This is a genomic window from Streptomyces sp. NPDC005070 (genome assembly GCF_053600395.1).
On record NZ_JBSFZS010000055.1, the window covers coordinates 1 to 15,381 of the forward strand.

Annotated in this window: 14 protein-coding genes; 3 read left to right on the forward strand and 11 right to left on the reverse strand. The window is 71.4% G+C overall.

The annotated features are described in order from the left end of the window. The 6 genes from ACWEBX_RS20015 to ACWEBX_RS20040 all read right to left on the reverse strand — a co-directional run. Positions 1–1,057 (reverse strand): sugar phosphate isomerase/epimerase family protein (locus ACWEBX_RS20015; protein ID WP_451886167.1); only part of this gene is annotated, 1,057 nt, incomplete at its 3' end. Positions 1,058–1,069: 12 nt separating this feature from the next. Further along, positions 1,070–2,281, reverse strand: coding sequence for a Gfo/Idh/MocA family protein (locus ACWEBX_RS20020; RefSeq protein ID WP_451886168.1), 1,212 nt, complete (start codon positions 2,279–2,281; stop codon positions 1,070–1,072). 82 nt (positions 2,282–2,363) lie between these two features. Then, entirely contained in the window at positions 2,364–3,413 is a 1,050-nt protein-coding gene (locus ACWEBX_RS20025) for a substrate-binding domain-containing protein (RefSeq protein ID WP_451886169.1), read from the reverse strand. A 20-nt stretch (positions 3,414–3,433) separates the two neighbouring features. Next, positions 3,434–4,453: an ABC transporter permease gene (locus ACWEBX_RS20030; protein ID WP_451886170.1), complete on the reverse strand. Its 1,020-nt coding sequence runs from the start codon at positions 4,451–4,453 to the stop codon at positions 3,434–3,436. Continuing rightward, a complete protein-coding gene (locus ACWEBX_RS20035) occupies positions 4,450–5,988 on the reverse strand; it encodes a sugar ABC transporter ATP-binding protein (protein ID WP_451886171.1) in 1,539 nt (512 codons plus the stop codon). The genes ACWEBX_RS20030 and ACWEBX_RS20035 overlap by 4 nt, the downstream gene beginning before the upstream one ends. Positions 5,989–6,149: 161 nt before the next feature. After that, entirely contained in the window at positions 6,150–7,331 is a 1,182-nt protein-coding gene (locus ACWEBX_RS20040) for an ROK family protein (RefSeq protein ID WP_451886205.1), read from the reverse strand. Positions 7,332–7,573: 242 nt separating this feature from the next. Between ACWEBX_RS20040 and ACWEBX_RS20045 the strand changes: the two genes are divergently transcribed. After that, entirely contained in the window at positions 7,574–8,887 is a 1,314-nt protein-coding gene (locus ACWEBX_RS20045; protein WP_451886172.1) for a low temperature requirement protein A, read from the forward strand. Positions 8,888–8,944: 57 nt separating this feature from the next. Here the strand turns inward: ACWEBX_RS20045 and ACWEBX_RS20050 are convergent, their stop codons facing one another. From ACWEBX_RS20050 to ACWEBX_RS20065, 4 genes are all read right to left on the reverse strand, one after another. Continuing rightward, positions 8,945–9,619: a GntR family transcriptional regulator gene (locus ACWEBX_RS20050; protein ID WP_451886206.1), complete on the reverse strand. Its 675-nt coding sequence runs from the start codon at positions 9,617–9,619 to the stop codon at positions 8,945–8,947. A 196-nt stretch (positions 9,620–9,815) separates the two neighbouring features. Continuing rightward, positions 9,816–10,763, reverse strand: coding sequence for a beta-ketoacyl-ACP synthase III (locus ACWEBX_RS20055; RefSeq protein WP_451886173.1), 948 nt, complete (start codon positions 10,761–10,763; stop codon positions 9,816–9,818). A 136-nt stretch (positions 10,764–10,899) separates the two neighbouring features. Further along, on the reverse strand, positions 10,900–11,061 hold the full coding sequence (locus ACWEBX_RS20060) for an MFS transporter small subunit (protein WP_451886174.1): 162 nt from the start codon (positions 11,059–11,061) through the stop codon (positions 10,900–10,902). Beyond that, a complete protein-coding gene (locus tag ACWEBX_RS20065) occupies positions 11,030–12,361 on the reverse strand; it encodes an OFA family MFS transporter (protein WP_451886175.1) in 1,332 nt (443 codons plus the stop codon). The genes ACWEBX_RS20060 and ACWEBX_RS20065 overlap by 32 nt, the downstream gene beginning before the upstream one ends. Positions 12,362–12,612: 251 nt before the next feature. On the opposite strand from ACWEBX_RS20065, the gene ACWEBX_RS20070 reads away from it, so the two are divergent. Continuing rightward, on the forward strand, positions 12,613–13,584 hold the full coding sequence (locus tag ACWEBX_RS20070; protein WP_451886176.1) for a 2-dehydropantoate 2-reductase: 972 nt from the start codon (positions 12,613–12,615) through the stop codon (positions 13,582–13,584). Positions 13,585–13,778: 194 nt separating this feature from the next. Continuing rightward, positions 13,779–14,642, forward strand: coding sequence for a formate dehydrogenase accessory sulfurtransferase FdhD (gene fdhD / locus ACWEBX_RS20075; protein WP_451886177.1), 864 nt, complete (start codon positions 13,779–13,781; stop codon positions 14,640–14,642). A 131-nt stretch (positions 14,643–14,773) separates the two neighbouring features. Here the strand turns inward: fdhD and ACWEBX_RS20080 are convergent, their stop codons facing one another. Next, entirely contained in the window at positions 14,774–15,316 is a 543-nt protein-coding gene (locus ACWEBX_RS20080) for an isochorismatase family protein (RefSeq protein ID WP_451886178.1), read from the reverse strand. Between the last annotated feature and the right edge of the window lie 65 nt (positions 15,317–15,381).

Sequence of the window (15,381 nt, forward strand, 5' to 3'; positions counted from 1 at the left end):
GGCCGAGGTGCGCTGGGTGCTCCCCCGACTGGTGGGCGAGGTCCGCTACAGCACCCGTACCCGCGCCGGACTGCTCCGCCAGCCACGCGGACGGCGGCTCGAAGTCGTACGTCTTGAGCCGGGCCAGGGCCTCGGGCGCGCCGTGGAGCCGGTCCATGCCGGCGTCCTCCCACTCGACCGAGATGGGCCCGGTGTAGCCGATGGAGCTCAGCATGCGGAAGACGTCCTCCCAGGGGACGTCGCCGTGGCCCGCGGAGACGAAGTCCCAGCCGCGGCGCGGGTCTCCCCAGGGCAGGTGGGAGCCGAGCCGTCCGTTGCGGCCGTCGAGGCGGGTGCGGGCCTCCTTGCAGTCGACGTGGTAGATGCGGTCGCGGAAGTCGTAGAGGAATCCGACGGGGTCGAGGTCCTGCCAGACGAAATGGGAGGGGTCGAAGTTGAGGCCGAAGGCGGGCCGGTGGCCGATCGCCTCCAGGGCCTTGTGCGTGGTCCAGTAGTCGTAGGCGATCTCGCTCGGGTGGACCTCGTGCGCGAAGCGGACACCCTCGGCGTCGAAGACGTCCAGGACGGGGTTCCAGCGGGTGGCGAAGTCCTCGTAGCCGCGCTCGATCATCGCTTCGGGAACGGGCGGGAACATGGCGACGAGGTGCCAGATCGCCGAGCCGGTGAATCCGATGACCGTGTCGACACCGAGGGCGGCCGCCGCGCGGGCGGTGTCGGCGATCTCGGCGGCGGCCCGCCTCCGGACGCCTTCGGGTTCGCCGTCGCCCCAGACGCGGGCGGGCAGGATCGCCAGATGGCGTTCGTCGATGATGGCGTCGCAGACGGCCTGGCCGACCAGATGGTTGGAGATCGCCAGGCACTTGAGGCCGTACTTGTCGAGAAGAGCGCGCCGGGACTCCACGTAGGAGGGGTCCCCGAGCGCCTTGTCGACCTCGAAGTGGTCGCCCCAGCAGGCGAGTTCGAGTCCGTCGTAGCCGAAGTCACGGGCCAGCCGGCAGACCTCCTCGAGGGGCAGGTCGGCCCACTGGCCGGTGAAGAGCGTGAAGTCACGCGGCATTTCGGGGCCTCCTCAGACCGCTACGGGGGTGTACGTGGAGTTCTTCGCGGCGCTCTCCTCGACCGCGGCGAGGACGCGCTGCACTTGGAGCCCGTCCGCGAAGGACGGTTCCGGGGGCCGCCCGTCCGCGATGGCCCGCACGAAGTCGCGGGCCTGGTGCGCGAAGGTGTGCTCGTAGCCGAGGCCGTGTCCCGGCGGCCACCAGGCGTCGAGGTAGGGGTGGTCGGGCTCCGTGACGAGGATGCGCCGGAAGCCCGCGTGGGCGGCGGGTTCGGTGTGGTCGTGGTAGGCGAGTTCGTTGAGCCGTTCCAGGTCGAAGGCCAACGAGCCGCGCTCGCCGTTGAGTTCGATGCGCAGGGAGTTCTTGCGTCCGGCGGCGAAGCGGGAGGCCTCGAAGGAGGCGAGGGCGCCGGAGGCGAAGCGGGCGGTGAACAGGGCGGCGTCGTCGACGGTGACGGCGTCCGAACGGGAGCCTCGTACGGGCCCGGAGGCCGACAGCCCGCGCGACGTCCGTGCGGGCAGGGGCCGTCGGCGTACGAAGGTCTCGGTGAGCGCGGAGACTCCGCCGAGCGGCTCCCCCGCCAGGTACTGCGCGAGGTCGACGATGTGGGCCCCGAGGTCGCCGAGGGCGCCCGAACCGGCCTTCTCCTTGCGGAGCCGCCAGGTGAGCGGGAACTCGGGGTCGGTGAGCCAGTCCTGAAGGTACGTCACCCGCACGTGCCGCAGGGTTCCGAGGCGGCCCTCGGCCACCATCGAGCGGGCGAGCGCGGTGGCCGGGAGGCGGCGGTAGTTGAAGCCCACCATGGACATCTGACCGCGTCCGGCGGCCTCGGCCGCGGCCGCGGCCATCGTCTCCGCCTCCTCGACCGTGTTGGCGAGCGGCTTCTCGCACAGCACGTGCTTGCCCGCGGCCAGGGCGGCGACGGCGATCTCGGCGTGGCTGTCACCGGGGGTGCAGATGTCGACGACGTCGACGTCGTCCCGGGTGATCAGCGCGCGCCAGTCGGTCTCGGCGGCCGCCCAGCCGTGCCGGCCGGCCATCGCGCGTACGGCCTGTTCGTCGCGGCCGCAGACGGCGGCGAGGACCGGGCGGCGCGGCAGGTCGAAGACGCGGCCCACGGTGCGCCAGCCCTGCGAGTGGGCGGCGCCCATGAACGCGTAACCGACCATGCCCACGCCCAAGGGCGGTTTCGCGATCTCGTCGCCCTGGTCCGGCTGTCCCATGCGGGGGTCCTCCTCGTCGTCGTGGCGCGGTGGGGGTGGGGCCCGGTCCCGCCGGACCGGGCCCCGTGGGCGGCGGTTCGCGTCACCGGAAGCCGGTGGCCATGTACTGCTGGACGTTGTCCTTGTCGACGACGGCCGAGTAGAGCGTGAGCGAGGCGGGGATCTCGAACTCGGCGAGGCCGCTGATTCCCTTGCCCTGGCCGAGGGTGCGGGCGAGGTCGATCGCGGAGGCGGCCATGGTCGGCGGGTACAGGACGGTGGCCTTCAGGACGCTGTTGTCGGCGTCGATGGCCTGGAAGGCGGAGAGCGCTCCGGCTCCGCCGACCATGAGGAAGCCGTCGCGGCCGGCCTGTTTGATGGCCCGCAGCGCTCCCACTCCCTGGTCGTCGTCGTGGTTCCACAGCGCGTCGAACTCCGGCTGGGCCTGCAGGAGCTGGGACATCTTGGCCTGGCCGGACTCGACGGTGAACTCGGCCGCCTGACGGGCGACCTTGGTGATGTTCGGGTAGTTCTTCAGTGCTGCGTCGAAGCCCTGGGTGCGCTGCTTGGTGAGTTCCAGGTTGTCGAGCCCCGCCAGCTCGATGACCTTGGCGTTCTTCTTGCCCTTGAGTTTCTCGCCGATGTAGTGACCAGCACTGAGGCCCATCCCGTAGTTGTCTCCGCCGATCCAGCAGCGGTACGCCTGGGGCGAGTTGAAGATGCGGTCGAGGTTGACGACCGGGATGCCCGCGCGCATCGCCTTGAGGCCGACCTGGGTCAGCGCCTTGCCGTCGGCGGGCAGCACGACCAGGACGTCGACCTTCTTGTTGATCAGGGTCTCGATCTGGCCGATCTGCGCCGCCGTGTCGTTGGAGCCCTCGGTGATCTCCAGGGTCACGTCCTTGTACTTCCCGGCACGGCTCTTGGCGTTGTCGTTGATGGCGTTGAGCCAGCCGTGGTCGGCCTGGGGGCCGGCGAAGCCGATCGTGACGTGCTTGCCGGGCTTGTCGTCGGCGGCCGGACCGGAGTTCGCGGCGGGGTCCGCGTCCTTGGTGTCGTTACTGGTGCAGCCGGTGAGGAGGGCGCCGGCCGAGACGGCGGCGGTCCCGAGGAGCAGTCCTCTGCGGCTGGTCGGGCTCGTTGGTACTGGCATGGCGGTGGACCCTTCCCGTGTCAGGTCGTGCTTACTGTGCGCCGCTGGACCAGGACCGCGGCGACGATGATCGCGCCCTTGGCGATCTGCTGAACGTCGCTCTGGAGGTTGTTCAGCGCGAAGATGTCGGTGATCGTCGTGAAGATCAGCACGCCGAGCACCGAACCGGTGATGGTGCCGCGGCCCCCGCTGAGCAGGGTGCCGCCGATGATCGCCGCCGCGATGGCGTCGAGCTCGTAGAGGTTGCCGTTGGTGTTCTGGCCGGAGCCGGACAGGATGACCAGCAGGAACGCGGCGATGCCGCAGCACAGTCCGGAGAGCAGATAGAGGTACAGCCGCTGACGTCGTACGTCGATGCCGGCGAGCCGGGCCGCCTCCGCGTTGCCTCCGACGGCGACCGTGCGCCGGCCGAAGGTGGTGCGGTTCAGCACCAGCCAGCCGATGACGGTGACGACGGCGAAGACCAGGACGAGCGGCGGGACACCGAGGACGTAGGAGTCGCGTTCGCCGAGCTTCAGGATTCCGTCCACGGTGACGATCTGGGTGCGGCCGTCGGTGATCTGGAGGGCCAGCCCGCGGGCCGAGGCGAGCATGGCGAGCGTCGCGATGAAGGGGACCATCCCTCCGTACGCGACGAGCAGTCCGTTGACCAGGCCGCAGCCGAGACCGACGAGGACCGCGGTGACGAGGATGCCCGTGAAGCCGTACTCCTGGGTGGCGACCGTCGTCGCCCAGACCGAGGAGAGGGCGACGATCGCGCCCACCGACAGATCGATGCCGCCCGAGGTGATGACGAAGGTCATGCCGACGGTGACAACACCGATCACCGAGGCCTGGGTCAGCACGAGCTGGAGATTGCGGGTGTCGAGGAACTCGTCGGGCCGGGTGACGCCGCCGATGACGACGAGGGCGGCGAGGACGCCGAGGAGCGAGAGCGTGCGGACGTCGGCGCGGGCCACCACGGCGCGCCACGCCGGGACTTCGCCCGTGGCGGGCACCTTGCCGGTGCCGTCCCGGGGCGGGGACACGAACTGCGTCATGACGCCGGACTCCCTTCACTGGCCACGGGGCCTCCTTCCAGCACGAGATCGAGGACGCGGTGTTCGTCGAGGTCCCGGGATGGCGCCGTGTGCACGACCCTGCCCTCGCGCAGAACCAGGACACGGTCGGCGAGCCCGAGCACCTCGGGGACCTCGCTGGAGACCAGGAGGACGGCGAGACCCTCGTCGGCGAGCCGGCGGACCACCGCGTACAGCTCGGCGCGCGCCCCGACGTCGACACCGCGGGTGGGCTCGTCGAGGAGCAGGACGCGGCAGCCGCGCAGCAGCCAGCGCGCCAGCACCGCCTTCTGCTGGTTGCCGCCGGACAGGGTCCTGACCGGGAGGGCGGGATCGTCGGGGCGCAGGGAGAGCTCGCGGGTGGCCGCCCGCGCCGCCCCGCGTTCGGCCCGCCGGTCGATCCAGCCCCCGTGCGCGTAACGGGACATGGAAGAGACGGAGACATTGCGGGTGACCGACTCCAGCATCAGCAGGGCCTGTGCCTTGCGTTCCTCGGGGGCGAGTCCGAGTCCGGCGCGCACCGCGGCATGGACGCTGCCCGTGCGCAGGGGCTTCCCGTCGACACTGATCCGACCGGTGGTCGGCCTGCGCGCTCCGTAGATCGTCTCCAGGATCTCGGAGCGGCCGGAGCCGACCAGTCCGGCCAGTCCGACGATTTCGCCCGGCCGTACGTCGAGGTCGAGCGCGGCGAACTCCCCCTGACGGCACAGTCCTCGGACCGAGAGCACCGGCTCGCCCGGCGGCCCGGCGCGGGGCCGGTCGGGAAAGTCGTACTCGACGCTGCGTCCCGTCATGAGGGAGACCACGTCGCGCGTCGGGGTCGACCCGGCGGGCAGTCCGCCCGCGACCGCGCGTCCGTCCTTCAGGACCGTGACCCGGTCGCCGATGCGGCGGATCTCCTCCAGGCGGTGCGAGATGTAGACCACGGCGACGCCGTCCGAGGTCAGTTGGGCGACGATCCGGAAGAGGTTGCCGACCTCGTCGGGGTCGAGCGCGGCGGACGGCTCGTCCATGACGATGAGCCGTACCTCGTGGGACAGCGCCCGCGCCATGGAGACGATCTGCCGCTGGGCGGCGGAGAGTTCGCCGACGAGCCGGGCCGGGTCGATCTCCGGGTGGCCGAGCCGTCCGAGCAGCAGGGCGGTCGCCGTCCTGGCGGCCTTGCCCCTGACGACGAACCCGGCGGTGGTGGGTTCGTGTCCCAGGTGGACGTTCTCGGCGACCGACAGTCCCTCCACCAGGTCGAGTTCCTGGTAGATGGTGGCGATGCCGAGGCGCATGGCGGCGATCGGGGACTTGAGGGTGACGGGCTCTCCGCGCCAGGTGATGGTGCCGCCGTCGGGCTGGTGGGCTCCGGACAGGACCTTGATGAGCGTGGACTTCCCGGCGCCGTTCTGGCCGAGCAGACAGTGCACCTCGCCGGCCTCGACGTCGAGGTCGACGCCGTCGAGGGCCCGGACTCCGGGGAACGACTTGGTGATGCCGGACATGGTGAGCAGCGGTGGTTCTGGTGCCATGACGGTTCCCTCGGGCAGGCGTGCGGGCCGGTTGCCGGGCGGTGCGCGTACGGGCAGGGGTGTTTCGGGCACGGGGCGGCCGGTGGCGGCGCCGGTGTTCCGATTCCTGGAGACGGCTGGTGCGGGCGCGAAGAACGGGGGCGCGGGCGGGAGGAGGTGGCTTACGCGGGCGAGAACAGGTGGTCGCTGATCAGCCGGGCCCCGCCGATGACTCCGGCGGCGGGGCCCAGCTCCCCGAGGACGATGGGCAGGTTGCCGGTCGCGAGCGGCAGCGACTGGCGGTAGACCTGGGTGCGGATCGCGGCGAGCAGGGTGTGGCCGAGACCGGTCACCCCACCGCCGATCACCACCAGGGCGGGATTGAAGAAGCTGACGAGCGCCGCGATGACCTGGCCGGTGCGGTTGCCGCCCTCCCGGATCAGATCGAGCGCGGTGGCGTCGCCCGCCGCGGCGGCCGCGGCGACGTCGACGGCGCTCAGCGCGCCGTTCGCCGCCAGCCGGGTGGCGAGTTCGGCCGAGCGGCCCTGCTGGGCCGCCTCCACGGCGTCACGCGCGAGCGCGGCACCGCTGAAGTGGGCTTCCAGACAGCCCCGGTTGCCGCAGGCGCACGGGCGCCCGTCGGGCACGGCCTGGATGTGCCCGATGTCGCCCGCGCTGCCCGTCGCACCGCGGTGGACCTCTCCGCCGACGACGATGCCGCAGCCGATGCCGGTGCCGATCTTGACGCAGAGGAAGTCGCCCACGGAGCGTGCGACGCCCGCGTGCTGCTCCCCCATGGCCATCAGGTTCACGTCGTTGTCGACCATGACCGGACAGCCGAGTTCCTGGCTGAGTGCCTCACGGACCGGGAAGCCGTCCCACCCCGGCATGATCGGCGGGGCGACCGGGACACCTTCGGGGAAGCGGACGGGACCCGGAACGCCGATCCCCGCCCCGTCGAACCCCTCCGCGATCCCCGATGCCTTCAACTTGGCGGCCATGGACAGCACTTGCTCGGAGACCGCGACCGGGCCCTCGCGTACGTCCATGGGCTGGTTGAGGTGTCCGAGGATCTCCAGCTCGGCGTTGGTGACGGCCACGTCGACCGACGTCGCGCCGATGTCGACGCCCAGGAACCGCAGCGCCGGTGAGAGCCGGATGTTGTGGGAGCGGCGTCCGCCCCGCGAGGCGGCGAGTCCGTCGGCCACCACGAGGCCGGTCTCGAGGAGCCGGTCCACCTCGACGGCCAGCTTCGACCGGGAGAGGTCGACTCGATCGCCGAGCTGGGCGCGGGAGTTGGGGCCTCCGTCGCGCAACAGACGCAGCAGCCGGGCCTGGTGGGCGTTCGCGGGTCGCGCCGTCATACGTCTCACGAACCCCTCCCGCCTCGGCCGGCACCTGATGCGGTCAGGTTCCGGCCACCGTCACCGGTCGCGCTTTCGAGGGGAACGTAGCAGTGGCTGCCGGGAGTTGGAAGAAGTAGTGCATGGATTGCAGCAGACTTTCTCCACTCCGAGGACAAAGAGAGATCGGAAGGCGAAGGACCCGGCCCCGCAGCGAGACGGCCGCATACGATCTCCGCAGACCATCTGTCGCGGGGGGACACATGAACAGGGCAGGGGACGGTCCGGGGCACACGCCGGTGGCCGAGGAGCTGCGTTCGGCGGCACAGGGAGACCCGCGGTCGGCGGACGGAACCGCTCAATCGGCGGGCGGAGTCGCGCAGTCGACGGACGGGGCGGGGCGGTCGGCGGGCGACGAGGCGGGGCGGCGTGTCAGTACGCTGGAGCTTTTCTTCGACCTCGTCTTCGTCTTCACCCTCACCCAGCTCACCGTGCTGCTCACCGCCGATCTGTCGTTCGCGACGGCGGCCCGCGTCGCGCTGATCTTCGTGGTGCTGTTCTGGATGTACGGCGCGTACGCGTATCTCACCAACCAGGTTCCGCCCGACCGGCCTTCACGGCGGATCCTGCTGATGCTGGGCATGGGCGCGTTCCTGGTGTGCGCGCTGGCCATCCCGCGTGCCTTCGACGACGGCGGCGTGGTCTTCGGCCTGGGCTTCCTGGCCGTCGTCCTTGTGCACAGCGCGCTCTACACCCGCAGCCACGGCCGTGACGTCGTCTGGTACGCCGTACCGAACGCGCTCGCCGCGCTGGCCGTCACGGCGGCAGGGCTGTTCGACGGCCCGCGCGCCGACGGTCTGTGGCTGCTGGCTCTGGTCCTGCAGTTCGTCACACCGTTCTTCGCCGAACACGGGGCCAGGCGCCGGGGAGGGCGTGACGCCGCGATGCTGCGCACACAGTTGGGGGCGCTCGACCCGGCCCACTTCGTCGAGCGGCACGGGCTGCTGCTCATCGTCGCGTTCGGCGAGTCCGTCATCGCGATCGGCATCGGGATCGGGAGCCGGCCGCTCACCGTGGATCTGTTCGTCGGCGCCTTCCTCGCGCTCGCGCTGGCCGGTGCCCTGTGGTGGACGTACTTCGTACGCGACGAACACGCGGCGGAGGCCGTGTTCGCCGCGACACCGCCGGACCGTCGCTGGCGTCTGGCGATGAACGCGTACTACTACGCCTTCCTGCCCATGCTGCTCGGCATCGCCTACTGCGCGGCCGGTGTGAAGAAGACGCTCGGCCATCTCACCGAGCAGTCCGCCACCGGGCCCGCGCTGACGCTCGCGGGCGGGGTCGCGCTGTTCCTCGCCGGGGACGTGGCGTTCCGTTCGGTGCTGCGGCTGTGGCCGGTGACGTTCCGCGCGGTCGCGGTACCCGTCGCGGCGGCCACGGCGCTGCTCGGCATCCGGTTCTCGGCGGTCGTCGAACTGCTCGCGCTGGTGGGGGTGCTGGTGGCGATGCTCGGCGCGGAGGCCCGCTGGTCGCCCTCCCGCCCCGGCCCCCGGACGGTGACGGCGCCCGCCGCCTGACGGTGGGAGACGGCGTCCGCCGGCCGACCGGCGGAGACGGCGGCGTCCGCCGGCCGGCTATTTCTCGCGGTCGTGGTACATCTGGCGCGTGTGCTCGGTGTGCGCGCGCATGACCGCGGTGGCCCGCTGTCCGTCGCGCTCCGCTATCGCGGCGATCAGTTCACGGTGCTCGATCCAGGACTGCCGCCCGCGCTGCCGGGCCACCGGCGTGTAGTACCAGCGGACCCGGCGGTCGACCTGTGCGGCGAGTTCGGCGAGGACCGCGTTGCCGGCGAGTTCCATGACCTTGGCGTGCAGCCGCGCGTTCGTCGCGACCGCGGCGTCGACGTCGTCGGCGGCGACCGCCCGTTCGCCCTCGGTGCACAGGTCCTCGAGCGCGCTGATGGCGGCCGGACCCGCGTTGGCGGCGGCGAGCCGGGCCGCCTCGGCCTCCAGGAGCGTACGGACGGTGAGGAGCTGGTCGGCCTCCGCCTCGGTCGGCTCGTGCACGAACGCGCCCTGGGCGGGCCGGAGATCGACCCAGCCCTCCGTGCTCAGCCGTTGCAGGGCCTCCCGCACGGGCTGCCGTGACACTCCGAGATGACCCGCGAGTTCGCTCTCGACCAGGTGCTGGCCCGGCTGGAGGGCGCGGGTGGTGATGAGTTCGAGCAGCGCTTCGTAGACACGGTCACGGAGCGGGCCGGGGCGTTCGAGCTTGGGTACCGCTCCCTGAGGCAGGCCTGTCGACAACATCACGGTCCCTCCCTGGGCAGCGTCGTCGCCGCGATAAGGAAAGTCGATTATCAATTGTCTTTCGCCTACAGTCTACGGCGCACAAACCCGCCACAGGCACGGGAGTTGGGCTTGTCACACCCGGGGACGCGGGCACCGGACGAGCGGCTCGGACCGCCTCATGGACAGCTCCGTCTCGCGACCGGCTCGGACCGCCTCACGGACAGCGCACGACCTGCCCCGCGTAGGAGAGGTTGCCGCCGAAGCCGAACAGCAGGACGGGATCGCCGGTGGAGATCTCGCCGCGCTCGACCAGCTTGGAGAAGGCGAGCGGGATGCTCGCGGCCGAGGTGTTCCCGGAGTCGACCACATCACGCGCGACGACCGCGTTGACCGCGCCGATCTTCAGGGCGAGCGGCTCGATGATGCGCAGGTTGGCCTGGTGCAGGACGACCCCGGCGAGATCCTCGGGCGCGAGACCGGCGCGCTCGCAGGCCTTCCGGGCGATCGGCGGGAGCTGGGTGGTGGCCCAGCGGTAGACGCTCTGCCCCTCCTGCGCGAACCGCGAGGGGGTGCCCTCGATGCGCACCGCGTGCCCCATCTCGGGGACCGAACCCCACAGCACCGGCCCGATGCCGGGCTCCTCGCCCGCCGGGCAGGCCTCGACCACGGCGGCCCCCGCGCCGTCCCCGACGAGCACGCACGTGGTGCGGTCGGTCCAGTCCGTCACGTCGGTCATCTTGTCGGCGCCGATGACGAGCGCCCGGGTCGCGGCACCGGCGCGCACGGTGTGGTCGGCGGTGGCGAGGGCGTGGGTGAACCCGGCGCAGACGACGTTGACGTCCATCGCGGCCGGCGAGGGGATGCCGAGGCGGGCGGCGACCCGGGCGGCCATGTTCGGGGACCGGTCGACGGCCGTGGAGGTGGCGACGAGGACGAGGTCGATGTCGCCGGGCGTCAGGCCGGCCGAGGCGAGCGCCTTGGCGGCGGCGTGCGCGGCCAGCTCGTCGACCGGTTCGTCGGGCCCGGCGACATGGCGGGTCCGGATGCCCACACGGCTCCGGATCCACTCGTCACTGGTGTCGACCAGGCCCGCCAGGTCCTCGTTGGTGAGTACCTTGGCGGGCTGATAATGGCCGACGGCGGCGATCCGTGTGCCGTTCATGGGTGGTCCCCCTCGTGCTTCGGGTAGCGGGATCCACCAGTCTGATCAGTGACTCGCGGGTACGACGGCAGGTGATGCCACAGGATTGCGCCGCCAGGCTTGTCGGCTTCTGTCAGACCTTGGGGCGTCCGAACATCTACCCCGAGAACAGTTGAGTGGCCTTCTGTACGAGCTCGTAGACGCCGTAGCACAGGGGCGCACCCACCCACAGCCAGGCGAAGGCGGTCAGTGCCCCGCGGCCGGGCGGGCCCGGGACACCGGCGCCGTCAGGCGGACTCGGGCTGCTGTCGTGCGACATCGGCGGCCTCCCTGGGCGCGGGGATGTGATGGCGGGCGTGTACGGGGCGTACGAACTCGTTGGCGACGAAGCCGACGGCGAGCAGCCCGATCATGATCAGGAACGACAGTCCGTACAGGGACGAGCCGTGTTTGCCCGCCGCCTCCTGGTGGTCGGCGATCCGGTTCACGATCAGCGGCCCGAGGACGCCCGCGGTGGACCAGGCGGTGAGCAGCCGTCCGTGGATGGCACCGACCTGGTAGGTGCCGAACAGGTCCTTCAGATAGGCCGGGACCGTGGCGAAGCCTCCGCCGTAGAAGGAGAGGATCACCAGCGCGCTCAGGATGAACAGCGGTTTGGAGGAGTCCCCGAACCACGCGATGAGGGCGTACATCAGGGCGCCGGCCCCGAGGTAGAGCCGGTAGATGTTCTTGCGTCCGATCAGGTCGGAGGTCGAGGACCAGCCGATCCGGCCGGCCATGTTGGCGGCGGAGAGCAGGGCGACGAATCCGGCGGCCGCCGAGGCGGTGACCGGGGTGGAGCTGTCCGCGAAGAAGTCCGTGATCATCGGGGCGGCCTTCTCCAGGATGCCTATGCCGGCGGTGACGTTCATGCACAGCACGACCCACAGCAGCCAGAACTGCGGGGTGCGGACGGCGTTGCGGGCGGAGACCTGGACCCCGTCGAGCGCGCTCGGCCCGGACGCGGCCGGCGTCTCGCCGCGCGGGACGCGCACCAGCAGCACGCCGAGCGTCATGAACACGGCGTACGACAGTCCGTGCACGAGGAAGGCGACCGCGATCCCGGCGGAGTCGGAACCGAACGACTTCAGCATCTGGGCGGACCAGGGCGAGGCGATCAGCGCGCCGCCGCCGAAGCCCATGATCGCGATGCCGGTGGCCATTCCGGGCCGGTCGGGGAACCACTTGATCAATGTGGAGACCGGTGAGATGTAGCCGATGCCGAGGCCCGTGCCGCCGACGAAGCCGTAACCGAGGACGATCAGCCAGTACTGCTCGGTGGCCGCGCCGAGCGCGGCGATGAGGAAGCCGGAGGAGAAGCAGACGAGGGCGACGGTCATGGCCCAGCGCGGACCGTTGCGCTCGACGAGGGTGCCGCCGAACGCGGCCGACAGGCCGAGCATCACGATGGCGAGCTGGAAGGGCAGCGCGCTCTGGGTTCCGCTGAGACCGAGCGCGGATTCGAGCGGCGGTTTGAAGACGCTCCAGGCGTAGGCCTGGCCGATGGAGAGATGGACCGACAGGGCGGCCGGCGGGACGAGCCAGCGGCTCCAACCGGGGGGTGCGACGGGAGGGCTCATGATCCGGGACGATAGGAAGCGGTTGTCCGGCTGTGAAGCGGGGTGACGCGAACTCGTCGACCGTATGCGGTGAGCGGTATCCCTGGCGCGACGAACGGTCACCGGGCCGGGACACCCGGGGCGCGGACCCGGTCCCGCGACAGCCGGTCCGGCCCGCACCCTTGTCGACCCCCATTCCATCCTGTAGACAATATTTCGTCGACAGAGTTCGGCAGTTCCTCGGTACCCTCGACCGAACGGAGCGCCACACAGTGAGAGTCGCAGTTCTCGGCGCCGGTGCGATCGGCGCCTACGTCGGCGCCGCTCTGCACCGCGCGGGCGCCGACGTGCATCTCGTCGCCCGTGGACCGCATCTCGCGGCCATGAGGCAGCACGGCGTCCAAGTCCTCAGTCCACGCGGGGACTTCACCGCACACGTCCACGCCACCGCCGACCCGGCCGAGATCGGACCGGTCGACTACGTCTTCCTCGGCCTGAAGGCCAACTCGTACGCGGCGTGCGGGCCGCTGATCGAGCCCCTGCTGCACGACACGACGGCGGTCGTCGCCGCCCAGAACGGCATCCCCTGGTGGTACTTCCACCGGCACGGCGGCCCCTACGACGGCCACCGGGTGGAGAGCGTGGACCCGGGGGGCGCGGTCGGCGCGGTTCTGGCCCCGGAGCGGGCCGTCGGGTGCGTCGTGTACGCCGCGACCGAGCTGGCGGGACCGGGCGTCGTCCGCCATCTCGAAGGGACCCGGTTCTCCGTCGGGGAGCCCGACCGGTCCGTCTCCCCGCGCTGCCGGGCGTTCAGCGACGCCATGCGGGAGGGCGGGCTGAAATGCCCGGTCGAACCGGACCTGCGCAACGACATCTGGCTCAAGCTGCTCGGCAACATCTCCTTCAACCCCATCAGCGCGCTGGCCCGCGCCACGATGCGGGAGATGTGTCTGCACGGCGGGACGCGCAGGGTCATCGAGATCATGATGACCGAGACGCTGACCGTCGCCCGGGCACTCGGCTGCGAGGTGGGGGTGTCCATCGAGCGGCGCCTGGCGGGTGCCGAGCGGGTCGGCGACCACCGCACCTCCACACTCCAGGACCTGGAGCGCGGCAAGCCGCTGGAACTCGACGTGCTGCTGGCGGCCGTCGTGGAACTCTCGGAGATCACCGGGGTGCCGGTCCCGACGCTGCGCACCGTGTACGCCATCTCGGATCTGCTCGCGCTGCGGACGGCGGCGTGAGGCGCCGAGGCGCGGCGGCCTGAGGTGCGGAGCGGGCCGCCCGGCGAGGCGGCCCGCGGCCCGCTCCGCGGGTGCAGGACAATGAGAACGTGAAGGTCGCCCCCACGGCACGCCCGGGGCGACCCGCACGCCAACCGGCGATCGCGAGGGCCGATCCGGCCGGCCGAACGCATGGAAGCGGGACTGATCAGGACATGGGACGAGTCACGGAACGACGCAAGGTGATCCGCGTCCGGAACGGAGCCGTGAGCTCCCGGCCGGACACGCTCGTCGCCGAGGAGCCGCTGGAGATCCGGCTCAACGGCAAGCCTCTGGCGATCACCATGCGCACCCCGGGCGACGACTTCGCGCTGGCCGCGGGGTTCCTGGTCAGCGAGGGGGTGCTGGGGCGTGCCGACGAGCTCCAGAACATCGTGTACTGCGCGGGAGCCACGGAGGACGGCTCCAACACGTACAACGTCGTCGACGTGCGGACGGCGCCCGGTGTCGTCGTCCCCGACATCACGCTCGAACGCAATGTGTACACGACGTCCTCGTGCGGCCTGTGCGGCAAGGCGAGTCTGGACGCGGTCCGTACGACGGCCCGCTGGACCATCGACGACACGGAGGGCGGCACCACTCCCCCGGTGCGGCTGGAAACCGACCTGCTCGCGAGCCTCCCCGACCGGCTGCGCGCGGCCCAGCGGGTCTTCGACCGGACCGGGGGTCTGCACGCGGCGGCCCTGTTCACCGAGGAGGGTGAGCTGGTCGACATACGCGAGGACGTGGGCCGGCACAACGCGGTCGACAAGCTGGTCGGCCGCGCTCTGCAGAACGGCACGCTCCCGCTCTCCCGGACGGTCCTGCTGGTCTCCGGCCGGGCGTCCTTCGAGCTGGCGCAGAAGGCGGTGATGGCGGGCATCCCGGTGCTGGCGGCCGTCTCCGCTCCGTCGTCCCTGGCCGTCGACCTGGCGGCGGAGACCGGCCTGACCCTGATCGGCTTCCTGCGCGGCGCCAACATGAACGTGTACGCGGGCGAGCACCGCATCACCCTGCGGGCCGCGGCCGGCCAGGGCTGACAGCGGCTCCCCGCGGCACGGCGGCGGGGCCCCGGACGGCGGGGAGCGCCCCCTGCGCCGGAGGGGCCCCGCCTCGGTCCCGGACCACCACCACCGGCGCCGCACGCGACGGGCTTCGCCCGTGCCCGGATTCAGCGAACCGAGAAGCGCACCTCACCCGCGGTCACGACCGTGCCGAGGCGCGGGAAGTCCAGCCGGACGGAGGCGTCGTGCTCGGAGGCGGTGAACGCGGCCATCGCGTCCTCGACGAAGACGAGGTCGTAGCCGAGGTCGCCGGCGGCGCGCGCGGTCGACTCGACCCCGAGGTTGGTGGCGATCCCGCCGAACACCAGGGTGGAGACGCCGTGTTCGCGCAGCCGCTCGTCGAGGCCGGTGCCCTGGAACCCGCCGATGGTCCGCTTCACGATCTCCAGGTCACCCTCCGCGACGAGTCCGGCGACCAGTCCGCTCCCGGGCGGCTGCTCCGCGACTCCGGACCGCTCGACCCGGATGAGTACGACGAGCGCGCCCGTCTTCCGGAAGGACTCCGCCAACTCCTCGGCGGTGGCGAGAACTTCGGTCCCCTTGTTCGGTTCCAGGGGCAACGCCACGATGCGCTCCATCAGATCGACGAGCACGAGTGCGGTGCGCGCCGGGTCGAGGGCGAGGCGGGGTTCGGTTTCGGGTGCGGTCATGACGGAACGTTAGCCCGCATCAGCCGTCCGTACCGGAAATCCGGATCGACAAGCCAGTGAACTGC